This window comes from Burkholderia sp. Bp9016 (assembly GCF_003857765.1).
GTDB lineage: Bacteria > Pseudomonadota > Gammaproteobacteria > Burkholderiales > Burkholderiaceae > Burkholderia.
Window position 1 is genome coordinate 89472 of record NZ_QTPY01000009.1, and the last position, 23579, is coordinate 113050.

General features: G+C 68.4%; 15 protein-coding genes. 7 read left to right on the plus strand and 8 right to left on the minus strand.

Going from position 1 to position 23579, the window contains the following annotated elements; translation table 11 throughout:
• Positions 1 to 57: 57 nt before the first annotated feature.
• Positions 58 to 1809 carry a lipid A export permease/ATP-binding protein MsbA gene (gene msbA / locus DIE13_RS13150; protein WP_233409916.1) on the minus strand — a complete coding sequence of 584 codons (1752 nt, stop codon included), beginning with the start codon at positions 1807 to 1809 and terminating at the stop codon, positions 58 to 60.
• A 226-nt stretch (positions 1810 to 2035) separates the two neighbouring features.
• On the opposite strand from msbA, the gene DIE13_RS13155 reads away from it, so the two are divergent.
• The 3 genes from DIE13_RS13155 to DIE13_RS13165 all read left to right on the plus strand — a co-directional run bounded on the left by DIE13_RS13155 (position 2036) and on the right by DIE13_RS13165 (position 5164).
• Entirely contained in the window at positions 2036 to 2788 is a 753-nt protein-coding gene (locus DIE13_RS13155) for a glycosyltransferase family 2 protein (protein WP_124827615.1), read from the plus strand.
• A gap of 121 nt (positions 2789 to 2909) precedes the next feature.
• Entirely contained in the window at positions 2910 to 3752 is an 843-nt protein-coding gene (locus DIE13_RS13160; RefSeq protein WP_124827616.1) for a glycosyltransferase family 2 protein, read from the plus strand.
• Between the two features lie 131 nt (positions 3753 to 3883).
• On the plus strand, positions 3884 to 5164 hold the full coding sequence (locus DIE13_RS13165; protein ID WP_124827617.1) for an O-antigen ligase family protein: 1281 nt from the start codon (positions 3884 to 3886) through the stop codon (positions 5162 to 5164).
• A 197-nt stretch (positions 5165 to 5361) separates the two neighbouring features.
• Here DIE13_RS13165 and DIE13_RS13170 read toward each other — a convergent pair whose 3' ends face one another.
• The 3 genes from DIE13_RS13170 to dnaE all read right to left on the minus strand — a co-directional run bounded on the left by DIE13_RS13170 (position 5362) and on the right by dnaE (position 11645).
• Positions 5362 to 6540, minus strand: coding sequence for a glycosyltransferase family 9 protein (locus tag DIE13_RS13170; RefSeq protein ID WP_124827618.1), 1179 nt, complete (start codon positions 6538 to 6540; stop codon positions 5362 to 5364).
• A gap of 183 nt (positions 6541 to 6723) precedes the next feature.
• The gene (locus DIE13_RS13175; protein WP_124827619.1) at positions 6724 to 7812 is read right to left on the minus strand and encodes a glycosyltransferase family 9 protein; all 1089 of its coding nucleotides are present in this window, start codon (positions 7810 to 7812) and stop codon (positions 6724 to 6726) included.
• A gap of 299 nt (positions 7813 to 8111) precedes the next feature.
• Positions 8112 to 11645 carry a DNA polymerase III subunit alpha gene (gene dnaE, locus DIE13_RS13180; RefSeq protein WP_124827620.1) on the minus strand — a complete coding sequence of 1178 codons (3534 nt, stop codon included), beginning with the start codon at positions 11643 to 11645 and terminating at the stop codon, positions 8112 to 8114.
• A 223-nt stretch (positions 11646 to 11868) separates the two neighbouring features.
• Here dnaE and DIE13_RS13185 point away from each other — a divergent pair, with 223 nt between their 5' ends.
• Positions 11869 to 12723 (plus strand): sulfurtransferase, encoded by an 855-nt coding sequence (locus DIE13_RS13185; RefSeq protein WP_124827621.1) that lies wholly within the window; start codon positions 11869 to 11871, stop codon positions 12721 to 12723.
• A gap of 22 nt (positions 12724 to 12745) precedes the next feature.
• Positions 12746 to 13639, plus strand: a complete 894-nt coding sequence (gluQRS, locus tag DIE13_RS13190; RefSeq protein WP_124827622.1) for a tRNA glutamyl-Q(34) synthetase GluQRS — start codon at positions 12746 to 12748, stop codon at positions 13637 to 13639.
• 261 nt (positions 13640 to 13900) lie between these two features.
• Here gluQRS and DIE13_RS13195 read toward each other — a convergent pair whose 3' ends face one another.
• The 4 genes from DIE13_RS13195 to purT form a co-directional block, all read right to left on the minus strand.
• Positions 13901 to 15439, minus strand: a complete 1539-nt coding sequence (locus DIE13_RS13195) for a DEAD/DEAH box helicase (protein ID WP_124827623.1) — start codon at positions 15437 to 15439, stop codon at positions 13901 to 13903.
• A gap of 407 nt (positions 15440 to 15846) precedes the next feature.
• Positions 15847 to 16227 (minus strand): MliC family protein, encoded by a 381-nt coding sequence (locus tag DIE13_RS13205; protein ID WP_096507682.1) that lies wholly within the window; start codon positions 16225 to 16227, stop codon positions 15847 to 15849.
• A gap of 100 nt (positions 16228 to 16327) precedes the next feature.
• Entirely contained in the window at positions 16328 to 16531 is a 204-nt protein-coding gene (locus DIE13_RS13210; RefSeq protein WP_124827624.1) for a DUF6726 family protein, read from the minus strand.
• Between the two features lie 22 nt (positions 16532 to 16553).
• On the minus strand, positions 16554 to 17768 hold the full coding sequence (purT, locus tag DIE13_RS13215; protein ID WP_124827625.1) for a formate-dependent phosphoribosylglycinamide formyltransferase: 1215 nt from the start codon (positions 17766 to 17768) through the stop codon (positions 16554 to 16556).
• A 216-nt stretch (positions 17769 to 17984) separates the two neighbouring features.
• Between purT and DIE13_RS13220 the strand changes: the two genes are divergently transcribed.
• Positions 17985 to 18530, plus strand: coding sequence for an META domain-containing protein (locus DIE13_RS13220; protein ID WP_124827626.1), 546 nt, complete (start codon positions 17985 to 17987; stop codon positions 18528 to 18530).
• 180 nt (positions 18531 to 18710) lie between these two features.
• Positions 18711 to 23510 (plus strand): FtsK/SpoIIIE family DNA translocase, encoded by a 4800-nt coding sequence (locus tag DIE13_RS13225; protein WP_124827627.1) that lies wholly within the window; start codon positions 18711 to 18713, stop codon positions 23508 to 23510.
• The last annotated feature ends 69 nt before the right edge of the window (positions 23511 to 23579 follow it).

A 23579-nucleotide genomic window follows, 5' to 3' on the forward strand; every position in this document is an offset into this window, starting at 1 on the left:
GAACCAGAGACGACTGCACCTGCCCGATGAAGACTAGCACACACGCGTGAACCGACGTCACGCGGCCTGCTGCTGGTACTGGATCCGGTGCAGGTGCGCGTACAGCCCGCCGTGGCGCAACAGTTCGTCGTGGCTGCCCTCCTCGACGACCTTGCCGGCCTCGAGCACGAGGATCCGGTCCGCGCGCTCGATGGTCGACAGCCGGTGCGCGATCACGAGCGTCGTGCGGCCTTCCATCAACCGTTCGAGCGCCGCCTGCACGTGGCGCTCCGATTCCGAATCGAGCGCCGAGGTCGCCTCGTCGAGGATCAGGATCGGCGCATCCTTGTAGATCGCACGCGCAATCGCGAGCCGCTGCCGCTGGCCGCCCGACAGACGCATCCCGTTGCCGCCGACCAGCGTGTCGAGCCCGTCGGGCATCGCAGCGACCGCGTCGGCGAGGTTCGCGGCCTCGAGCGCCGCCTGCACGCGCGCGCGGTCGGGCATCTGCCCGTACGCGACGTTCGCGGCGATCGTGTCGTTGAACAGCACGACGTCCTGGCTGACCATCGCCATCTGGCCGCGCAGCGCGTGGATGTCGTAGTCGGCCACCGGCACGCCGTCGACGAGGATCGCCCCGCCCGTCGGGTCGAAAAAGCGCGGCAACAGGTTCACGAGCGTCGTCTTGCCGCTGCCGGACGGCCCCGCGAGCGCGACCATCTCGCCCGGGGCGACCTTGAACGAAATGCGGTCGAGCGTCGGCCGCTCGGCCGCGCCGTAATCGAACGTCACGTCGCGGAATTCGATCTCGCCGCGCGCGTGCGGCAACGCACGGCCGCCGCCCTGCGGCTCGGCCGGCTCGTCGATCAGCCCGAAGATCAGCTCGGCGGCCGTCATCCCGCGCTGCAGCGGCTGGTTCACGTCGATCAGGTGCTTGAGCGGCGAAATCACGAGCAACATCGACGTGACGAACGCGACGAAGCCGCCGACCGTCGTCTGGTCGTTGCTCGACTGCACGACCGCGATCGTGATCACGACCGCGAGCGCGATCGACGCGAGGAATTGCGTCAGCGGCTGCGCGAGCCCGCCCGAGATCGTCATGCGCATCGCGTAGCCGCGCAGGCGCTTGCTCATCGTCGTGAAGCGGTCCATCTCGTATGCTTCGCCGTTGTGCACCTTGACGACCTTGTAGCCGCCGACCGTCTCCTCGACGATGTACGACAGCTCGTTGGTCAGCGTCTGGTGCTCGCGGTTCAGGCGCCGCAGGCGACGGTTGATCTTGCTGACGAGCCAGCCGATGCCCGGCAGGATCACCGCGACGATCAGCGTGAGCCGCCAGTTCAGATAGAACAGGTAGCCGAGCAGGAACACCACCGTCAGCGAGTCGCGCACGAGCGTGACCATCACGCCGGTCAGCACCGACAGGATCTGGTTGACCTCGAACACGATCGCGTTGATCACGGTACTCGCGGTTTCGCGCTGGAAGAACGACGCGCCCGTATGGAGCATCCGCTGGAACATCTCGAGCCGCAGCTGCAGCAGGATGCGGTTCGAAACGTAGTTGAGCAGGTAGTTCGACGCGTACTGCGATACGCCGCGCACGAGCGCGAGGCCGATCACCGCGATCGGCACGTACCATTTCGCGCGGTCGCTGCCGTGCGCGCCGAAACCGTGGTCGAGCAGCGGCTTGAGCAGCGCCGGAATCCCGGCTTCCGTGGCCGCGACGACGCCCATCGTCACCACGGCGAGCACCACGATGCCGATGAGCGGCCGAATGTACGGCCACAGGCGCTTGAGTACCGTGACCGGCGACGTACTCGTGCCGTCCATCGGTTTGCGAAGAGTGTTCTGGGTTTCCAAGGCAATCCTTCTTGAGCCGCGACGCGGCGCCCGGAGCATGACTGTCCGGGGGTTCGCCCCCGTCCGGCGGGTGCCGAAAAAGGCCCAACATTATAGCCGTACCACCTGCGCCGGCGCGGCCGACGCCGAAGCGGCCACTGGCCGGCACGCGGGTATACTGCCGCTCACCGTTTTCTCCGCCTTTTCGACGATTTTCATGGCAGAACCCACTCTCGGCGTCGCCCTCATCGCCCTCAATGCGGCCGCGCGGCTCGGGCAGTGCCTCGATGCGCTGGCCTTCGCCGACGACGTCGTCGTGATCGACGGCGGCAGCACGGACGATACCGTCGCGATCGCCCGCGCGCACGGCGCCCGCGTAATCGTGGAGCGCGACTGGCCGGGCTTCGGCCCGCAGAAGAACCGCGCGCTCGACGCGCTCGACACCGACTGGATCCTGTCGCTCGACACCGACGAGGTGGTCAGCCCGGAACTCGCGCAATCGATCCGCGACGCGATCCGCGCGCCGGCCGCGCAGGTCTACGCGATCGACCGGCTGTCGAGCTTCTGCGGCCAGTGGATCCACCACAGCGGCTGGTATCCGGACTGGATCCCGCGCCTGTTCCGGCGCGGCACGGCCCGCTTCTCCGACGATCTGGTGCACGAACGCCTCGTGTTCGATACGCCCGCGCAGCGGCTATCCGGCAAGCTGATGCACTATTCGTACGAGGATTTCGAAACGGTCGTGCGCAAGCTCGATGCGTATTCGACGGCCGGCGCGCGCCAGCGCCGCGCGGCCGGCCAGCGCGGCGGCTTCGGCAAGGCGCTCGCGCGCGGTGCGTGGGCGTTCGTGCGGACCTACGTGCTGCGGCGCGGGTTTCTCGACGGCCGCGCGGGCTTCATGATCGCCGTGTTCAACGCGGAAACCGTCTACTACCGGTTCCTGAAGCTCGGCCACGAACCGGCCCGCTGAGCGCACCCCCGGCCTGCGGCCGGCCCGGCGTTACAATGCCGGGCTGCCCGCGCACCATCCGCGCCCGCCCGAGGCGGCGCGCCACGCGCCGCCGACACGACGACCACCGAATTCGACCGCCATGTTCTCCATCATCATCCCGACCTGGAACAACCTGCCGTACCTCAAGCTCGTCGTCGACAGCCTGCGCCGCCATTCCGCGTACGATCACCAGATCATCGTGCACGTGAACGACGGCTCGGACGGCACGCTCGACTGGGTGCGCCACGAAGGCATCGAGCACACCGCGTCGCCGGCCAACATCGGCATCTGCCACGCGGTGAACCTGGCCGCCGCGCGCGCGACGCGCGACTACGTCGTCTACATGAACGACGACATGTACTGCTGCCCCGGCTGGGACGCGGCGCTCGTGCGGCGCATCGAGCAGATGCCGACCGATCTCTTCATGCTGTCCGGCACGATGGTCGAGCCGGTCGACACGCGCAACCCGTGCGTCGTCGTCAGCAATTTCGGCCGCGATGCCGAACAGTTCGACGCGGCGGGCCTCGTCGCGGCCACGCCGAAGCTTGCGCGCGCGGACTGGCTCGGCTCGACCTGGCCGCCGACGCTCGTGCATCGCGACTGGTGGAACCGCATCGGCGGCTACAGCAGCGAGCTGTCGCCCGGGATGAGCAGCGACAACGACTTCTCGATGAAATTCTGGGATGCCGGCTGCCGGATCTTCCTCGGCGTCGGCGACAGCCTCGTCTACCACTTCCAGCAGAAGAGCACGGGCAAGATCGTCAAGAACGACGGCCGCCGCCAGTTCCTCAACAAATGGGGCATGACGCAGGCCACGTTCGACCGCTATTACCTGCATCGCGGCGAGCCGGCCGGCTCGCGCATCGTGCTCGATACACCGGCCGTCGAAGGGCGGCTCAAGCGCGCGCTGCTGCGCTCGCGGATCAAGCGCGCATTCGGCTGATCGGGCCCCGGAAACGGCGCGGAAACGCGCGCTGCTTCGCGTATACTGCGCGCTTCGCCCCGGGTGCCGTCGGGGCGAGCGGCGCGCAGCACGGTGCCCGCATGCCGCATTCGTCCATTCGACAGGTCCCGATGCTTTCGTTTTCGTCTCACGCCACGCGGCGCCTTACCGCGGCCCGCACCTTCGCCGTCATCGCGCTCTGCATGGTGCCCGTCTCGACCGCGCTGACCAACGTGTTCTGCGCGCTGTTCGCGGTCGCGCTCGTGATTTCCCCCGAGTTCTGGCGCAACCTGCGCACCTTCGTCACCGAACCGGTGTCGCTCGCGGCGCTGCTGATCCTCGCTGCGCTGGCCGCGAGCGTCGCGTACACGGTCGCACCGCATCCGAAGGCATGGAACTGGGTCGCCAAGTACGACAAGCTGCTGCTGGTGCCGTTTGCCGTCCTCGCATTCCGCCATTCGAACTGGGCGCCGATCGTGCGGCGCTGCTGGTTCGGCACGCTGTGCGTGATCCTGTTGCTGTCGACCACCAATTACCTCGGACTGACCGCGATCGGGCCCGCGCATGCGACCGAGCTGCCGCTGTCGCGTGCATGGGTGTTCAAGAACCACATCGCGGCCGGCATGTTCGGCGCGCTGCTGTTCTACCAGGCGGCCGACCTCGCGCTGTCGGCCCGCACCATGCTGTCGCGTGCCGCGTATGCCGGCGTCGCCGCGTGGTCGCTGATCAACGTGTTCGTGATGCTGCAAGGGCGCACCGGGCAGGTCATCGCGCTGCTGCTGATCCTCGTCGTCGCCGTGCGTTTCGTGCTGCTGCTGCGCCGCCAGTCCGCGCTGCGCGCGGGGCTCGCCGCCGGCGCGCTGGTGCTGGCCGGTGCCGCACTCGTCGCAGCCGCGTGCACGGTGCACAACGGCCGGCTCGTAAAGGTCGTCTCCGAAGTGCAGCAGTATCGGCAGACCGATGCGGCCACGTCGACCGGGCTGCGTCTCGAGTGGTACAAGAAGGGGCTCGAGCTGTATCGCGTGCGCCCCGTGCTCGGCTACGGTGCGGGCGGCCTCGAGTTCGAGTTCCAGAAACTCGCGGCGGGCAAGACGGCGGCGGAAGGCCAGCTCACGTCGAATCCGCATAACGAATACATGCTGATGGCCGTGCAGCTCGGCACGCTCGGCGTGCTGCTGTTCGTGAACCTGATCGTGCAGATCGCGCGCGGCAGCCGCGCGCTCGATCCGCGCTCGCGGCATCTGCTGCTCGGCTGGCTCGCGATCTTCGCGATCGGCAGTCTCGCGAATTCGCTGCTGCTCGATTTCGCCGAAGGGCACCTGCTGGTGCTGCTCGCGGGCATCCTGCTCGGCTGCGGCGAGCGCGGCGAAGCGCTGCCGCGCGAGACGTCGGCAATTCGGCGCAGCGCGTAACCCGTCCGCGCAACGCGACGCGCGGACAGGCAGCGGGCGGGAAGCTGTACGCGCGGTTACCTCCTGTCTGCCGCCGAAGCAGCTTCAGCGGTGGAGCACCCGCGCCGCCGTCAGACGAGCGGGCACGCGCCTTCGACGCGTCACGTCGCGACGTCACTCCCCTTCTTCAAATCAGGAAACCGCGACTCGCGCGCGCGTCAGTCCGGTCGCGCGCGGTGCAGCCGCGACGTGTCGACGACCGTGTCGGCCGCGCCCGGCGGATTCAGCCCGAGCATCTCGGCGGCCGCGGCCTTTACGCGCTGCGTACCGAGATTGACGAGACAGTCGCTGCGGCTCTCGACATGACGCTCGCAGCCCTCGTGCCGGCACGGCACGCAGTCACCCTCGCCCTGCAGCAGCCACACATTGCCATGCCGCCCCGAGCCGCGCAGCGACCACGGATTCTCGGTCGCCGGCCAGTGCTGCGGCCACGGCCCCCAGCGCACCGGATCGGACGGACCGAACAGCGCGATCGTATCGGTGCCGGTTGCGGCCGCGACGTGCGTCGCGCCCGTATCGGGCCCGATGAACAACTTCGCGCGCCGCACGAGTTCCGCGCTTTCGCCGAACGTGAGGCGGCCGACCAGATTCAGCACGTCGCCGCCCGCCATCGTCGCGACCTGCTCCGCGTACTCGCGCTCGCGATCGGCCGGGCCGCCCGACAGCGCGATCGCGAACCCCTGTGCGCGCAACCATTCGATCATCTCGACCCAACCTTCGAGCCGCCATTGCTTGTAGCGGAACATCGGATACGGATGCAGCACGACGAGCGGCTTGCCGTCGCGAATCGCCGGCGACTCCGCAAGCCACGCATCGAAGCGCGCGCGCCGCGCGGGATCGTCGCCGATGCCCGGCGCGACGACCTCCGACACCGGCTCGATGCCGATGACGGGCGCGAGCGCCAGCGTGCTGACGACCGTATGGGCGGATTCGTGGTGATTGATCGCGATCCCGTCGAGCATCATCCGCGTGAGCCACGTGACGCGATTCGGATCGACGAGGCCGACGCGCTTGCGGCCGGCGAACCAGCTGTAGAAGCGCGGGCGGTCGGAACTCAGCGCGGCACACGCGAGATCGTAGCGGCGCCACATCGACATCGCATCGCGCAGCCGCTCGCCGAACCCCGCGCGCTGCGCGACGACGATCACGCGCCGCACGTCGGGGTTGTGCTCCAGCACACCCTCGGTGCCGCGAAACACCAGCATGTCGATCTGCGCGTCGGGCCAGCGCGCCTTCAGCGAACGCACGAGCGGCGTCGTCAGCAGCACGTCGCCGATACGGCGCGGTGCGGCGACGAGGATGGTTCTGGGCGGGCGGGCGGAAGAAAACAGGGCCACGGCAATCGTTCCGTCTAGCTGGCTGGACAAGGCTCGCAATGTACAGGATTTTGCGGCGGCCGGCGCAGCGCGGCACGTCACGACCGGGCTTCGCCGGCCGGCGGTACGGCACCGTCAGGCGGGCCTGCCGCCCGGCCCGCCGCGCGTACGCTTGCCGTGCCGGCGCGGCCTGCGTGTCCGGCGCTACGAAGCGATCGCGCAGACTTCGCGTTCCGTGCTCGCCGCGGCCGGGAGCGGCATCGTCTCGCTCGTCGGCTCGCCCTGGTGTCCGGTCCGGTCCAGCAGGTGACGCACCGCACGCTCGAGCGCGTCGACGCCAATCGCGTCGACCGTCGCACCGGCCCGCAGGATCATGTGCGGCACGCCGAGCGGATGCCAGCGCAGGTATTTCTCGGGACGGTCCTCGAACAGCGCGGCGACCGGCACGCCGAGTGCCGACGCAAGATGCACGGGCGCGCTGTCGGCCGACACGATCGCGTCAAGCAGGCTCGCGGCCGCCGTCAGCTCGGCGACCGACGACGGCGCGACGTGCCGGGCATTCACAGCGCGCCATGCGTCGCGGTCGGCGTCGGCCGCACCGGCAGGATCGCGAAACACGATCACGTCGGCGAACGGCGCGAGCCGCCGGCCGAGCTCGCACCACCGCTCGACGGGCCAGCGCCGCTCGGCCGCCTTGTTCGACACGAACATCCCGACGCGCGGTTTGGTGCGCGGCCCGAGCAGCCGATACCACGTGTCCTGCAGAGCGCGGTCCGGGTGGACGGACAGCACGAGACCGTCGAGATCGGTACGACCGAGTTCGGGCACGAGACGAAAGCCCGACAGCGCCTCGTGACACATCGGCCGCGTTGCGACGTGCTCAGGCTTGCGATCGTCGAATTCGGAATCGGCATCGTGCCAGCGGCAATCCTTCACGCCGAGTTGCCGCGCGAACTGGATGCTGCTGCGATGCATGCCGCCGTTCGGCACGACCACGAGATCGAACCGCAGGCGGCGCAGCCGGCATACGAGCCGCAGCCGGTCGAAGAATGCGCGCATCCGTCCGGGACGGTCGTTGCGCTCGCACTGGCGGCTGTACACGTAGGTATGGACCGTGTGCACGTCCGGATTGCCGGTCAGTGCAGCCGCGTTGTAACGGTTCGCGACCACGTGCAGTTGCGCGTCGGGCCAGCGCTGTTTCAGCTCGCCGAGAAAAGCGGTCGTGCACAGCATGTCGCCCAGAAAATCAATCCGGATCACAAGGATCCGCCCCGTCGGTTTCCCGTTGGCCATCGTGTGGTGTAGCTGTCGGTTTTTATCGTCGCGTACCGACCGGCATCATGGTGTGCGGCTCGGTGCCGGCCTGGTCGCGCTTGGTCGCTTGGTCGCTTGGTCGCTTGGTCGCTTGGTCGCTTGGTCGCTTGGTCGCTTGGTCGCTTGGTCGCTTGCGGCGCGGCGTTCGCGTCGCGCGACGGATTGTATAGCGTCCGGATGACGGCCCCAAGCACCCGCGCAAATGAAAACGGCCCGTCGCACCGCACGATGGCGATGCGACGGGCCGCGTAGTGCGACACCCGTCCGGCGGGATGCGCCTAGTACGTGATTTCGACGATGCTGCCGCCGAAGGTCGCGCGCAGTTCCGCGAGCAGCGTGTCGCTCGGCTTCACGCGCCACGCGTCGCCGAGCCGCATTTCGCCCTGCGCGCGCGCGTTGCTGTAGTGAACCTGGACCGCAAGCCCGTTCGGCAGCGGCGCTTGCGGGCGACGACCGCCATCGCGGCCGCCGCCACGCGGCGCGGGCGCCTCGGCCACGTTCGCGGCCGCCGGATCGTCCTTCGACACGTGCGGCTCCAGCACGCGGCGCAGCGCCGCCGCATCGGCATTGCCGTTCATCGTCAGCCGCACCGCCTGCGCGTAGCGGCTGCGTGCGCGCTCGAGATCCATCACCGTGTCGGCCGTGAAGCGGATGCCGCCCGTGAACGCATCGTTGCGCGCCTGCCCCTGCACGATCAGCAGTTCGTCTTCCTTGAACAGCGCCTTGTTCGCCTCGAACTGTTCGTTGAAGATCGTGATCTCGCACTGGCCCGAACCGTCGTCGAGCAACGCGATCAGCATCTTGCCGCGCTGGGTCATCTGCGTGCGCAGCGACGCGATGATGCCCGCGACGAGCTTGTCGCGCCCTTCCTTCAGGTCGCCGATCTTCTGCCTCACGAACCGGCGCACCTCGTCGCGATACGCGTCGAACAGGTGGCCGGACAGGTAGAAGCCGAGCGCGCCCTTCTCTTCCTGCAGGCGCTTCTTGTCGTCCCACGCGGGTTCGTCGACGAGCGCATGCGCGTGCGGCGACTCGGCGCCCATGTCGAACAGGCCGGCCTGCATCGCGTTGGCCGCGGCCTGCTCGGCTGCTTCCATCGCGAGCGGCACCGACGCGAGCAACTGCGCGCGGTTCGCGTTCAGCGCATCGAATGCGCCGGCGCGGATCAGCGCCTCGACCGTGCGACGGTTGACGACGCGCCGGTCGATCCGCTCGCAGAAGTCGAACAGGTCGGTGAACGGCTTTTCCTCGCGCGCACGCAGGATTTCCTCGATCGCGTTCTGGCCGCTGCCCTTCACCGCACCGAGGCCATAGCGGATCGTGCGCGAGCGCTTGCCGTCGGCTTCGGCGACAGGCTCGAACCGGTAATGCGACTGGTTGATGTCCGGCGGCAGCACGGCGAGGTTGTTCACGACACAGTCGTCGAACAGGATCTTCACCTTGTCGGTGTCGTCCATCGCGAGCGTCATGTTGGCCGCCATGAATTCGGCCGGATGGTGCGCCTTCAGCCACGCGGTGTAATACGCGAGCAGCGCATAGGCCGCCGCGTGCGACTTGTTGAAGCCGTAGCCCGCGAACTTCTCCATCAAGTCGAAGATCTCGTCGGACTTCTCGCGCGTGAGGCCGTTCTTCGCCGCACCCTCGGCGAAGATCTCGCGGTGCTTGACCATCTCCTCGGGCTTTTTCTTGCCCATCGCGCGGCGCAGCAAGTCGGCGCCGCCGAGCGAGTAGCCGCCGATGATCTGCGCCATCTGCATCACCTGCTCCTGATAGACCATGATGCCGTAGGTCTCTTTCAGGACGGGTTCGACGCGCGGATCCGGATAGTCGACCTTCTCGCGCCCGTGCTTCCGTGCGCAGAAGCTCGGGATCAGGTCCATCGGGCCCGGACGGTACAACGACACGAGCGCGATGATGTCCTCGAAGCGGTCGGGCTGCGCATCCTTCAGCATGCCCTGCATCCCGCGGCTTTCCAGCTGGAACACTGCGACCGTGTTCGCCTTCTTCAGGATCTGGAACGACGCCGGATCGTCGAGCGGCACCTGCGCGAGCGACCAGTCGGCCTTCGACGGGTCGAGCCGGCGAATGTAGCGCTCGGCCCAGTCGAGGATCGTCAGGGTCGTCAGACCCAGAAAGTCGAACTTCACGAGGCCGACGGCTTCGACGTCGTCCTTGTCATACTGGCTGACGACGCCGCCGTCGTCGCCCTGCGTGTACAGCGGGCAGAAATCGGTCAGCTTGCCCGGCGCGATCAGCACGCCGCCCGCGTGCATCCCGACGTTACGCGTCAAGCCCTCGACGCGCTGCGCGAGGTCGAGCAACTGGTGCACTTCGTCCTCGTGGTCGTAGCGCTCCTGCAGTTGCGGCTCTTCCTTCATCGCGTCGGCGATCGTCACGTGCTTGCCCGGCTTGAACGGGATCAGCTTCGCGACGCCATCGGTGAACATGTAGCCGAGATCGAGCACGCGCCCGATGTCGCGCACGGCCGCCTTCGCGGCCATCGTGCCGAAGGTGGCGATCTGCGACACGGCGTCCGCGCCGTATTTTTCCTTCACGTACTGGATCACGCGATCGCGGCCGTGCTGGCAGAAGTCGATGTCGAAGTCGGGCATCGACACGCGTTCCGGATTCAGGAATCGCTCGAACAGCAGGTTGTAGCGCAGCGGATCCAGATCGGTAATGCCGAGCGCGTACGCGACCAGCGAGCCGGCGCCGGAGCCCCGGCCCGGGCCGACCGGCACGCCGTTGTTCTTGGCCCAGTTGATGAAGTCGGCAACGATCAGGAAGTAGCCCGGGAAGCCCATCTTCGTGATGGTCCCGCACTCGAATTCGAGCCGCTTGTAATACGTGTCGCGCTGCGCATCGCGCTCCGCGGCGTCCGGATACAGCTGTTCGAGGCGTTTCTCGAGCCCCTCCTTCGACAGCTGCACCAGGTAGTCGTCGAGCGACATACCGTCCGGCGTCGGGAACAGCGGCAGCTTCGGCTTGCCGAGCTCGAGTTTCAGGTTGCAGCGCTTCGCGATCTCGACCGTGTTCGCCACCGCCGACGGCAGGTCGGCGAACAGCGCGACCATGTCGTCCTGCGTGCGGAAATACTGATCGGTCGTGAAGCGCTTCTGGCGCCGCGGATTCGCGAGCATGTCGCCTTCCGAGATGCACACGCGCGCTTCGTGCGCGGTGAAATCATCGCCGGTCATGAACTGCGTCGGATGCGTTGCCACGACCGGCAGCTTCAGCGACGCGGCGAGCGTCGCTGCCTGCTGGATATACGTCTCGGCGCCCGGCTGGCCGTAACGCTGCAGCTCGATGTAAAAGCCGCCAGGGAACACCTTGGCCCAGCGCTCGGCGTGGCGGCGCGCCGCCTCTTCGTTACCGGCGGCAAGCGCGAGCCCGATGTCGCCCTGCTGTGCACCCGACAGCGCGAGCAGCCCTTGCGACAGCTCGCCTTCGAGCCAGCTCGCGTCGAGCTCCGCGCGACCGCGGTACTGGTTCGTGAGCCACGCCTTCGACAGCAGCTCGCACAGGTTCAGGTAGCCGACCTTGTCCTTCACCAGCAGCAGCAGGCGCGACGGTTTGTCGCGATCGTCCGGATTGGTGATCCAGACGTCGCAGCCGGCGATCGGCTTGATGCCCTTGCCGCGGGCTTCCTGGTAGAAACGGACGAGGCCGAATGCATTGCCGAGATCGGTGAGGGCGAGCGCGCCCTGGCCGTCCGCGGCCGCCGCCTTGACGATGTCGTCGAGACGCACGATGCCGTCGGCAATCGAGAATTCGGAGTGAACGCGAAGATGGACGAAGCGAGGATCTGACATGGGCGTTATTGTAGCCGCGTCGTCGCGCAGGCTGCCCAAAAAATCCCCCCGCCCGGCCGTCCGGCCGATGCGCGCGACCTCGGCCGAACGGCCGGGTGCCGGTGCGGGCCCGGTTTGCGGGATAATACGGGTTTTCGAATCTTCGCCCCGGCTTCGCACCCTTTTTTGCGGGGCCGCCGTGCGCCTCGCCGCACGGCCGCGGCCGTTTTCCCGTCGGACCATCATGACCATCGTCAACCTCGCCGCCTACCACTTCGTGTCGCTCGACGCGACCGAGCAATGGCGTCCGCTCGTCACCGCCCGCTGCAACGAACTCGGCCTGCGCGGCACGATCCTGCTCGCGCCGGAAGGCATCAACCTGTTCATCGCCGGCCCGCGCGAAGCGGCCGACGCGTTCATCGACTACCTCCGCCACGATCCACTGTTCGAAGGCAAGTTTGCGACGCTGCAGTTCAAGGAAAGCCTGTCCGACTCGCAGCCGTTTCGCCGGATGCTCGTGCGCCTGAAGCGCGAGATCATCACGATGAAGAAGCCGGCGATCAAGCCCGAGCTCGGCCGCGCGCCGTCGGTCGACGCGCGCACGCTGAAGGCGTGGCTCGACCGCGGCCACGACGATGCGGGCCGCCCGGTCGTGATGCTCGACACGCGCAACGCGTTCGAGATCGACGTCGGCACGTTCGACGACGCGCTCGACTACCGGATCGAGAAGTTCAGCGAGTTCCCGGAGGTGATCGACGCGAACCGCGCCGATCTCGAGGGCAAGACAGTCGTGTCGTTCTGCACCGGCGGCATCCGCTGCGAGAAGGCCGCGATCCACATGAAGGAAATCGGCATCGAGAACGTGTACCAGCTCGAAGGCGGGATCCTGAAGTATTTCGAGGAAGTCGGCGGCGCGCACTATCACGGCGACTGCTTCGTGTTCGACTATCGCACCGCGCTGAACCCGCAACTGCAGCCGACCGAGAACGTCACGTGCTTCGCGTGCCGCGCGGTCGTCACGCCGCAAGCGCAGCAATCGCCGAGCTACGTGCCCGGCAAGTCGTGCCCGGCCTGCGCACAGGCGGCCAGCGCCGCGTAAGCGTGCGCCGCCCCACGCTTCGATGAACGGCTACCGCGGCCGCTTCGCGCCGTCGCCCACCGGCCCGCTGCATTTCGGCTCGCTGGTCGGCGCGCTCGCGAGCTGGCTCGATGCGCGCGCACACGGCGGCGCGTGGCTCGTGCGCATCGAGGATATCGACGGCCCGCGCACGGTGCCGGGCGCCGCCGACGACATCCTCGCGACGCTCGCGCATTTCGGCATGACACCCGACGAGCCGCCCGTGCGGCAAAGCACGCGCGATGCGCACTACGCGGTCGCGCTCGAGCAGCTCGTCGCCGCAGGGCTCGTGTATCCATGCGGCTGCACGCGCAAGGAAATCGCCGACTCGCTGCGCGCGGCACACGAGCGCCATACGACGCTCGCCTATCCTGGCACCTGTCGCACCGGCCTGCACGGCAAGCCTGCGCGTGCATGGCGGCTGCGCGTGCCGGACGGCGCAGACGCCATCGTCACGTTCGACGACCGCTGGCAGCACACGCAATCGCAGAACCTCGCAACCGAAGTCGGCGATTTCGTGCTGAAGCGCGCGGACGGCCAGTGGGCCTATCAGCTCGCGGTCGTGGTCGACGACGCCGACGCAGGCATCACGCACGTCGTGCGCGGGGCCGACCTGCTCGATTCGACCGCACGCCAGATCTATCTGCAACGCTGTCTCGGCGTGCCGACACCCGAATATCTGCACGTTCCCGTCGTCGTCGACGCCAACGGCGAAAAGCTCAGCAAGCAGACGGGTGCGACCGCGCTCGAGCGCGACGATCCGCTGCCGGCCCTTCGGGCCGCTGCCACACATCTCGGCCTGGCGGCCGATGGCGATCTATCGGGCAATACGCTGGATGCGTTCTATGCGGCCGCCACCGACGCGTGGGCACGCCGCTTCGGGCTGCGGGCCGGTTGAGCGGCTCGCCGGGCACCGGTTTGGTCTGCGGCAGCCGCCTCGCGATGCGGCCCGCGGTGCTAAACCCGGTCGCATGAAAGCGTGACAGAGCCGGAACGCCACGCTCGATGACGACGGTGCCGCAACACGTCGAAATCCTCGCTGCCGGCAATCAGAGTCCCCTTCAAATCGTCTCGCCCAATGAAAAACGGGCACATGCTCACCGCATGCACCCGTTTCTTCGGCGGCACTTGCGCGCCGCCCCACAGCGTATTCCGCCGCTTATGCAGACGGCTTGCGCGGCATCCCGAACCCACCGAGCAGTGCGGCGACCTGACGCTTCGGCCCCTTCTTCTCCGGGTGGTGCTCGGACTGCACTTCTTCCGGCTGTTTCGCCGACGCCGACGGTTCGTACGGCTTCAGGAAGAAATCGTCGACCGGCGGTTCATGGCGGCGGTGATGGCCGCGCTCGGAACCGCCCGGGCGCCGACCCGACGCACCGCGATGCTCTTCACGCTCGCGGCGGCCGCCGCGCTCGCCACGTTCACCACGCTCACCGCCGCGTTCGTCCTGACGATGACGCGCCGGCTTGGTCAGCGCGAGCGCCTGCACGTCGAGCGGACGCTTGATCAGCTTTTCGATATCGGCGAGTTGCTTGCGCTCGTTCGGGCTGCACAGCGACAGCGCATCGCCCGTCGCACCCGCGCGGCCCGTGCGGCCGATCCGGTGCACGTAGTCTTCCGCGCTGAACGGCAGGTCGAAGTTGATCACGGCCGGCAGTTCGGCGATGTCGAGGCCACGCGCGGCCACGTCGGTCGCGACCAGCGCCTCGATCTCGCCGCGCTTGAACGCGTCGAGCGCCTGCATCCGCTCGATCTGCGTCTTGTCGCCGTGGATCGCCGACGCGACCACGCCGTCGCGCTCGAGGTTGCGGGCGAGCCGGCTCGCGCCGATCTTGCTGTTGCAGAACACGATCACCTGCTTGAGCCCGCGCTCGCGCATCAGTTGCACGACGGCCGCCTGCTTGTCGCCTTCGGCGACGTCGTAGACGATCTGCGTGACGTTCGCATTGGTCGAGTTGCTGCGCGCGACCTCGATCGTCTGCGGGTTGCGCAGGTAGGTCGAGGCGAGTTTCTTGATTTCGCCCGAGAACGTGGCCGAGAACAGCAACGTCTGACGCTCCTTCGGCAGCAGGTTCAGGATGCGCTGCAGGTCGGGCAGGAAGCCCATGTCGAGCATCCGGTCGGCTTCGTCGAGCACGAGGATCTGAACCTGGCCGAGATTCGCCGTCTTTTGCTGCACATGGTCGAGCAGGCGGCCCGGCGTCGCGATCAGGATCTCGACGCCGCGGCGCAATTCGGCCATCTGCGGGTTCATGTCGACGCCGCCGAACACCACCGCGCTGCGCAGCGGCGTGTGCTTCGCATATGCGTGCACGTTCGCGGCAACCTGGTCGGCGAGTTCGCGGGTCGGCGTGAGAATCAGCGCCCGCACCGGGTGGCGCGCCGGAGACGCGCTCGTATTGGCCTGCGGCAGCAGCCGCTGGATGATCGGCAGCGAGAAACTCGCGGTCTTGCCGGTACCCGTTTGCGCGGCGCCCATGACGTCGCGGCCGGCGAGCACGACCGGAATGGCCTGCGCCTGGATCGGCGTCGGCGTCGTATAACCCTGCTCCGCAATGGCTTTCAGGATATCGGCGGCAAGGCCGAATTGATCGAAGGTTGCGTCGACGGGCTTGGCGACAGAATCGGACATGGTGGCGTTTCGCTCAAAAGGCGCGGCGGGGACATCGTGCGTCAGGCCGGCCGGGCCTGCGCTCATCACATTTCGGAAGTAGACGGAGCCGCGGCGCGCCGCGCGGCGCCGCTCTGGCGCTCGGAACCGGTTCAATTCGAACGTCGGCTCCCACAAGGCCGTGCGGACTCCGTTCGGCGCGAATGCCGGCGGAAAGGGCCGTATTGTAGCACTGCGCAGCCATCTGTCCGTGACAACGCCGCGAACGGCCCTGGTGGCGGTTCGCGGCGTACGCCGGCAGGCCGGGCGCGGGTCGATCCGGGATGCGATCGGGCCAGTCCGATCGGCAGGTTGGCGAAATTCGGGGTCGAATCTCGATCATTCCTGCCGACCTGCCGGGCGAGCCGGATCATCGCCCCGCCCTCCAACTCAACACCGAACCGGCCGACGCACCGCTTCCCGCACATCCGCATGCGCGTTCGACCGCGCGGCGATCAGCCCTTCTTCTTTTTCTTCTCGACCTGCACGCAGTCGCCGAGCAACGGCGGCGACTTCGGGTCGGCGATCTCGTCGCGCAGCGTCCCTTCCTTGCCCTTCGTCCACCACGTATAGCGTCCGGCCTGGTAGCGCACGCCCGATGCCGACACGGTGTCGACGAACAGCAACTGCTGGCCGTTGACCGGCACCAGCGCGAAACTCTGGGCGTTGCCCGCGTGCCAGTACGACACACGCACCGGCTGCTTCTGGTTCGCGCACTGGTACACGGCAATCTGGCGAGAATCGGCGTCGATTTCCTCGACGGTCAGTTGCGCGGCATGCGCGACGGAAACGGCGGTGCCGGCCAGCGCGAGCGCGGCGAAGGTTTGGCGAATCATGCAGGTCCTCTCACGAGACGGGGGGAAACGCGCCCTCGCGGGGCGCACGGTTATCGTTGGTTGTCGGTTATTCGTCCATGGTTCTTCGACGAGACTTCGCTCAGGGATCGATGACGTCGGCGCACGCATCGGTCGGTGCGGCCGCGACGTGGCCGACGAGCGGCACGATCTTCAGCCCGGCCGACGCGACCCGGCACGGCGCGGCCGCGAGACCGCAACCCGCGAGGCTCGCGACGAGCGCCAGCGCGGCACCCAGTCTGCCGATCCGTCGAATCGTTCCGATTTGCAACCACGTCGACGCCATCGCTTTCTCCTGGTTTTGCCGGTCAGCGCGTCGACACGGGCCGCACGGCCGCCGCCGCGCGCTTCGCGCGTTCGCGGGCTTCGTCGACGTTCGCACCGGTCGCGAGCGCGACGCCCATGCGCCGCTTCGCGAAGCTCTCCGGCTTGCCGAACAGGCGCAGGTCGGCGCCCGGCACCGCCAGCGCGTCGCGTACGCCTTCGAACGCAATGCCGCGCTCGTCGAGCCCGCCATAGATCACCGCCGACGCGGCCGGCGAGCCGAGCGCCGGATCGACCGGCAGCCCGAGAATCGCGCGCGCGTGCAGTTCGAATTCCGACTGGCGTTGCGACGCGAGCGTGACGAGACCGGTGTCGTGCGGCCGCGGGCTCACCTCGGAGAACCAGACTTCGTCGCCGCGCACGAACAGCTCGACGCCGAACATCCCGCGCCCGCCGAGCGCCTCGGTCACCTTGTGCGCGATCTCGCGCGACTTCTCCAGCGCGGCCGCGCTCATCGGCTGCGGCTGCCACGATTCGACGTAGTCGCCTGCCACCTGCACGTGGCCGACCGGCTCGCAGAAGTAGGTGCGCGTCTCGAGCGTCGCCGGATCGATCGCGCGCACGGTCAGTTGCGTGATCTCGTACTCGAAATCGATGAAGCCCTCGACGATCACGCGGCCGTGGTTCACGCGGCCGCCGGCCATCGCGTAGTCCCATGCGGGCTTGATGTCGGCTTCGGTCCGCACGACCGACTGCCCCTTGCCCGACGAAGACATCACCGGCTTCACGACGCACGGCATGCCGATCTTCGCGACGGCGGCGCTGAACGCGTCGAACGACTCCGCGAACGCATACGGCGACGTCGCCAGCCCGAGTTCCTCGGCCGCGAGCCGGCGGATGCCTTCGCGGTTCATCGTGAGCTGCGTCGCGCGCGCGGTCGGGATCACCTCGGCGAGGCCGGCGGCCTCGATCGCCGCGAGCGCGTCGGTCGCGATCGCCTCGATCTCCGGCACGATCAGGTGCGGACGCTCCGCCTCGACGATCGCGCGCAGCGCGGCGGCGTCCGTCATGTCGATCACGTGCGCACGATGCGCGACCTGATGGCCCGGCGCGTCCGGGTAGCGGTCGACCGCGACGACTTCGACACCGAGCCGCTGCAACGCGATGATGACTTCCTTGCCGAGTTCGCCGGCGCCGAGCAGCATGACGCGCGTGGCCGACGGAGAAAGCGGCGTACCGAGCCGCTGACCGATCTGCATGTGATTTCCCGCTGGTTCTGTTGGAGGACGAAAACGGCTTCGATGTTAACACGCGCATCCGCGCCGGCTTGGGCGGTTTCGTCGCGCAGCCGCCACGCCGCGCGAGGCTCGCGGGCGGGCTGCGAACGTTTTCACGCGTGAAGTGTCGGCTCGCCTCGCGCGGGGCGGGTGCGTTACTCTTACGCCTTGATCAGAATCCGATGAGGAACGAGGCTCATGTCCCACCTGTCCGCAGCCGCACACGCACGCACCGGCCTGCTTCGCCCGTTGCGCGCGCCGCTCTGCGCGTTGACGCTTGCCACGCTTCTCGCCGCCTGCGCGATGCCGACTCACCCCGATTCCGCCGCACCCGCACCCGACCCTTACAACCCCGCCGCCGTGCAACTGCTCGACGATACGAGCTGGGAACTCACGAGCTGGCTGAACGCCGACGGCACGCCGCGCACGATTCCGCACGGTGATAACGGCGAGCCGATCAAGCTCGCGCTGTCCGCCCAGTCGGGCATCCGGCAAGCAAGCGGTTTTTCGGGCTGCAATCGCTATATGGGAACCTATGCGCTGAAGAACGGCCTGCTGAGCTTCGGCCCGCTCGCCGGCACGCGCATGGCATGCCCGAACACGCTCGGCGGCGAACTCGAACACGCGTACCTCGACGCGCTCGCACACGTCCAGAAGACCGGCGTGCAGATGCGCGACCCGCAGCAGTTGCAGATCGTGACCGAAGCCGGTGCAACGCTGACCTTCACGCGCCGGAGCCCCTGATGCAACGCGCGGGTAAAGGCCGACCGGCCGCCTTTGCCGCGCGCGTACACCGGACGCATGCGTCCCGCGGCCGGAACGCGCGTCCGCGCGTCGATGCCGCCTTAGAGTCTTGTTCATCGGCCGGTTAAACTCGGCGGGTCGCGCACCGCGCTCCCCGCCCTCTTCCTGTTTCATCACAGCATGCATACGGTTGTCTTCGGCTGGTTCGGCATCTCCGCCGTCTGGTTCCTTCTTCTCTTCTGGCGTCTCGTTCAGGCGATGCTGCCCGGCGGCGGCGGACTCGCCGGCCGCGGCTCGATTCGCCTGTGGCTCGGCTTCGCGGCCGTGTTCGTCGCGAGCTGCACGCTGACGAGCCCATTGTCGGGCCCCGACACGAACGGGCTCGGCCATGCGTTCTCGACCGGCTTCGCGCACGTGCTCGGCCCGATCGGCACACCGGTCGCGATGGTCGTGCTGCTGCTCGCGGGGCTGCCCTGGCTGACCGGTATCGGCTGGCGGCAGTTCGCCGCGTGGGTCGACACGTCGTTCGGCGTCAAACTTGCGCGCGATGTCGACGACGACGATGCGCGCGGCGTCGCCGATCTGCCGCGCAGTGCGCTGCACCGCGACGACGACGTCGTGCAGCCGACCACCGCGCACACGGTCAACTCGATGGCGCCCCGGCAGAACGGCCGGTATTCGCGCCCGACGCTATGGAAGCCCGATCCGCAGGCGCGGCCGAAACCGCGCAGCAAGTCAGCGCCGCGTCCGCTCACGGAACCCGTCGCGCCGTCCGGCTGGCTGAAGCCGACGCCGGTCAATCGCGTGCCGACTCCACCCGTGCCCTCCACGACCAGCCCACTGCCGCCGCCGACGACCGGCAGCACCGCGAGCCTCGCGCGCGCCGCGGCGAACGCACAAGTGCCGCGCCCGGATCCCGCACCGCTTCCGGCCGGGTTCGAACCGGTACGGCCGCGACCGACCGCCGTCCGGCCTGCGGCTGCCGCGCTGAAACAACCGGCAGCACCCCGTACTTCGGTCACACCGCGGCCTGTCAGCGCGACGCCGCCGCGCACGCCCGCACGCCCGGCGACGGGAACGGGTGCGGCCGGCAAGTCGGCCGATGCCGCACGACGCCGCCCCGCGCCGCCGACGCCCGCACGCGCGCCGCTCTACGCGTGGGTGCAACAACCGGCGGAGCCGATTACGCCGTCGCCGAGCGTTCATGACACGCTGCGCTCGATCGAGGCCAGCACCGCGCAGTGGGCGATGCTGGACAACACCCGCTCGACGAATGGATCGAACGCGACGGCAACCGCCGCGACCGCAGCCGGAGCGATCGCGGCGGCAAGCAGTGTCGCCGCGTCCGCATCGACTGCAGTGCCGGGCGGGTTCGTTCCGGCTACGCCGCAGATCGCACCGCACGACACGGATCGCCCGGACGAACACGCGGCTGTGCCGGCATACGACGACAATGCCCCGATCGTGCTCGATGCGTTCATGCCCGCCGAGCCGAGCGTGCAAGCGCATGCTGCCGCTTCGGGTGCCATGCTGTCCGGCCATACCGCGCAACCCGAGGTGTCGGACCTCCACGCCGGCACCGAAGCGCCGGCACAGCACGCGAACGACGAGAGTCGGCATGTCGCGGATGCGCCTGTCGCGCCGGCATTCCATACCTCCATCGACTTTGCACCGTGGGAAGACATCGTCAGCCCGCCGTTTGCCGCTATCGATGCGTCACGGAAACGCCCGATTGCCGCTTCGCCGGCGGTCAGCGCTGAACCGGTCGCGGCCGGCCAGTCTTCGATGGCCATCCCGTCCGCAGCAAGCGATACGGCTCGCAACTTCGATGCGAACGAAGCAGCAACCACCACCGGCATCGGCGCCCCGTTCGAATCGCAACCCGCGCTCTCTGCCGATACCACCATATCGGCAGATTCGGGACACAACACGCGTGACGTCCTGAGCGGCACGAATGGCATGAATGGTGCGAAGGCCGTCGAGCAAGTCGCGACGCCCTCTCATCCTCCAGTTTCGCCTGTTGCGGAAACACCGGCGCGCACACTTGCCGACGTGATGCCGGTTGCGGCGGCCACGCCCGCGCTCGCCGCGTCGAGCGCGGCACCGGCCCACGCCGTGACGGGAACCGTATGGAAAAATGATGCAGCCGTGAAAAACGTTGCAGCGGCTGCGCCGCTGTCCGTGAGCACGCAACGCCCCATGACACCGGCAATGGACGCCTCGCCCGCACCGTCGACTTCCGCGATCGCCGAACCTACCTCGTCTAACGCCGCGACATCTACGCCGTGGTCGAGCCCGCTGTCGGCCCGCCCCTTCGCCGCTGCGCCGACTTCCTCGACTTCCTCGACTTCCTCGACTTCCTCGACCGCCGGCACATCGTCGCCCGTCGCCACGCCTGTCGTCGCGCCCGTTTCGGCTACGCCCGCACCGGCCATTACGCCGAACCGCACGCCTGCTGCCGTAGCGCCTTCATTTGGCGGCGTGACCAACACGGCATCGGGTTCGCCGTCGCAACCGGCCGCACCGGCCGTCGCATCGGTTGCACCGTCGGCGCTGGCTAGCGTGACGAGCACCGTGGATGGTTCCGGCAATCGCGCGTCGTTCGCGGCGCCGGCCATCGCGCCCGCAGCATCGTCGACGCTCAGCGCCGCTGCCGGTCCGGTATCCGGCTCGATTACGCGCTCATCCGCACCGGCGGCAGCAGCCGCGCCTGCCCCGACGCCGGCGGCAAACACCGCTGGCGTGTCCACGGCGCAGCCTTCGACGCCCGCACCGTCCGCATCGATCGGCACGTCGTTCAGGGCAACCGCGTCGCAACCGATCGCAAGCACCCCGACAGCCGCGGCCACCGCGACGCCTTCCGCATCGCCGGGCGCCACGCTTGCCGCCATGTCGACCGCGTCGGCCACCGGTTCGATGGCATCGTGGACCGGCGCCGTCGATGCCGCCGCGATCAACGCAGCGACCGGAGCAACGCAGCCGGCAGCCATGACGCCGCCGGCTGCCGCAATCGTGACGGCACCGTCGACCGGCGCACCGGCCCCGACCGGCACGACCGCAACCGCTACGCCCGCCACGTTCGGCAGCACGCCCGTCGCACCTGCCAGCACGCTTGCGGCGGTTGCCGCGTCCGCTGCGCCGACGACCTCGCAGTCGCCCGTCACCCCGGCGGTGTCGGCATTGCCGGGCGCCCTCGCCCCGAGCGCAACCCTCGGCGCCGCAATGCCCGTGCCGGTGCAGTCCTACACGCCGCCGCCCGCCCCTGCTACAACGCCGGCGAGCTGGTCCGTGTCCAGCACCGGTACCACGCCCGCCTCGGCAGGCATCGCCGCACCGGTCATCGCCGCCGCACCGCTCGCAGCCGCAACGATCGCCGATGCGAGCCTGCCGCCGGCTACCGACGACGCCGCAGAACCGGCCACCCCGGCCGCCGACGCATCGGCGCCGACGGCACGCCAGCCGCGACCGAATGCGTTCGAATTCCACGCGCCCGCGTCGTTCAACGTCGAACTGCCGACGCTCGACCTGCTCGAGCCCGCATCGGACGACGTCCAGACGATCTCCGAAGAGCACCTTGCGCAGACGGGCCAGGTGATCGAACAGCGGCTGCAGGAATTCAAGGTGCCGGTGACGGTCGTCGGCGCATCGGCCGGCCCGGTGATCACGCGCTTCGAGATCGAACCCGCGCTCGGCGTGCGCGGCAGCCAGATCGTCGGCCTGATGAAGGATCTGTCGCGCGGCCTCGGCCTCACGTCGATCCGCGTCGTCGAGACGATCCCCGGCAAGACCTGCATGGGCCTCGAACTGCCGAACGCGAAACGCCAGATGATCCGCCTGTCGGAGATCCTCGAATCGCGCCAGTACCAGCACTCGACGTCGCAACTGACGATCGCGATGGGCAAGGACATCACCGGTCACCCGGTCGTCACCGATCTCGCGAAGGCGCCGCACATGCTGGTCGCGGGTACGACGGGTTCGGGCAAGTCGGTCGCGATCAACGCGATGATCCTGTCGCTGCTGTACAAGGCAACGCCCGAGGACGTGCGGCTCATCATGATCGACCCGAAGATGCTCGAGCTGTCGGTCTACGAAGGGATCCCCCACCTGCTCGCGCCGGTCGTCACCGACATGAAGCTCGCCGCGAACGCACTGAACTGGTGCGTCGGCGAAATGGAGAAGCGCTACCGGCTGATGTCGGCCGTCGGCGTGCGCAACCTCGCGGGCTTCAACCAGAAGATCCGCGATGCGCAGGCGAAGGAAAAGAAGATCGGCAACCCGTTCTCGCTGACGCCCGACGATCCCGAACCGCTGTCGACGCTGCCGCTGATCGTCGTGGTGATCGACGAACTGGCCGACCTGATGATGGTCGCCGGCAAGAAGATCGAGGAACTGATCGCGCGCCTCGCGCAGAAGGCGCGCGCAGCCGGCATCCATCTGATCCTCGCGACCCAGCGTCCGTCCGTCGACGTGATCACGGGCCTGATCAAGGCGAACATCCCGACGCGCGTCGCGTTCCAGGTGTCGTCGAAGATCGATTCGCGCACGATTCTCGACCAGATGGGCGCCGAATCGCTGCTCGGCCAGGGCGACATGCTGTTCCTGCCGCCGGGCACCGGCTATCCGCAGCGGGTGCACGGCGCGTTCGTCGCCGACGAGGAAGTGCACCGGGTCGTCGAATACCTGAAGCAGTTCGGCGAGCCGCAGTACGAAGAAGGGATCCTGGACGGCCCGGCCACCGATGGCGCGGCGCAGGACCTGTTCGGCGAAGCGCCTGATGCGGAAGCCGATCCGCTGTACGACGAAGCCGTCGCGTTTGTCGTGCGCACGCGGCGCGCATCGATCTCGTCGGTGCAGCGGCAGTTGCGCATCGGCTACAACCGCGCCGCGCGTCTCGTCGAGCAGATGGAAGCAGCCGGACTCGTGTCGCCGATGGGCATCAACGGCAGCCGCGAGGTACTCGTGCCGGCCGCGGCCGACTGAGTGCGGCGACCGTCCGGCCGCCGCCGGGACGGGCGAGCCGCGCAAGCGGCCGCCCGACATGCGAAGGGC

Coding starts and splice junctions, on each gene's coding strand:
- msbA (WP_233409916.1), bottom strand. CDS start 1,809: ATGGACGGCACGAGTACGTCGCCGGTCACGGTACTCAAGCGCCTGTGG.
- DIE13_RS13155 (WP_124827615.1), top strand. CDS start 2,036: ATGGCAGAACCCACTCTCGGCGTCGCCCTCATCGCCCTCAATGCGGCC.
- DIE13_RS13160 (WP_124827616.1), top strand. CDS start 2,910: ATGTTCTCCATCATCATCCCGACCTGGAACAACCTGCCGTACCTCAAG.
- DIE13_RS13165 (WP_124827617.1), top strand. CDS start 3,884: ATGCTTTCGTTTTCGTCTCACGCCACGCGGCGCCTTACCGCGGCCCGC.
- DIE13_RS13175 (WP_124827619.1), bottom strand. CDS start 7,812: ATGGCCAACGGGAAACCGACGGGGCGGATCCTTGTGATCCGGATTGAT.
- dnaE (WP_124827620.1), bottom strand. CDS start 11,645: ATGTCAGATCCTCGCTTCGTCCATCTTCGCGTTCACTCCGAATTCTCG.
- DIE13_RS13185 (WP_124827621.1), top strand. CDS start 11,869: ATGACCATCGTCAACCTCGCCGCCTACCACTTCGTGTCGCTCGACGCG.
- gluQRS (WP_124827622.1), top strand. CDS start 12,746: ATGAACGGCTACCGCGGCCGCTTCGCGCCGTCGCCCACCGGCCCGCTG.
- DIE13_RS13195 (WP_124827623.1), bottom strand. CDS start 15,439: ATGAGCGCAGGCCCGGCCGGCCTGACGCACGATGTCCCCGCCGCGCCT.
- DIE13_RS13205 (WP_096507682.1), bottom strand. CDS start 16,227: ATGATTCGCCAAACCTTCGCCGCGCTCGCGCTGGCCGGCACCGCCGTT.
- DIE13_RS13210 (WP_124827624.1), bottom strand. CDS start 16,531: ATGGCGTCGACGTGGTTGCAAATCGGAACGATTCGACGGATCGGCAGA.
- purT (WP_124827625.1), bottom strand. CDS start 17,768: ATGCAGATCGGTCAGCGGCTCGGTACGCCGCTTTCTCCGTCGGCCACG.
- DIE13_RS13220 (WP_124827626.1), top strand. CDS start 17,985: ATGTCCCACCTGTCCGCAGCCGCACACGCACGCACCGGCCTGCTTCGC.
- DIE13_RS13225 (WP_124827627.1), top strand. CDS start 18,711: ATGCATACGGTTGTCTTCGGCTGGTTCGGCATCTCCGCCGTCTGGTTC.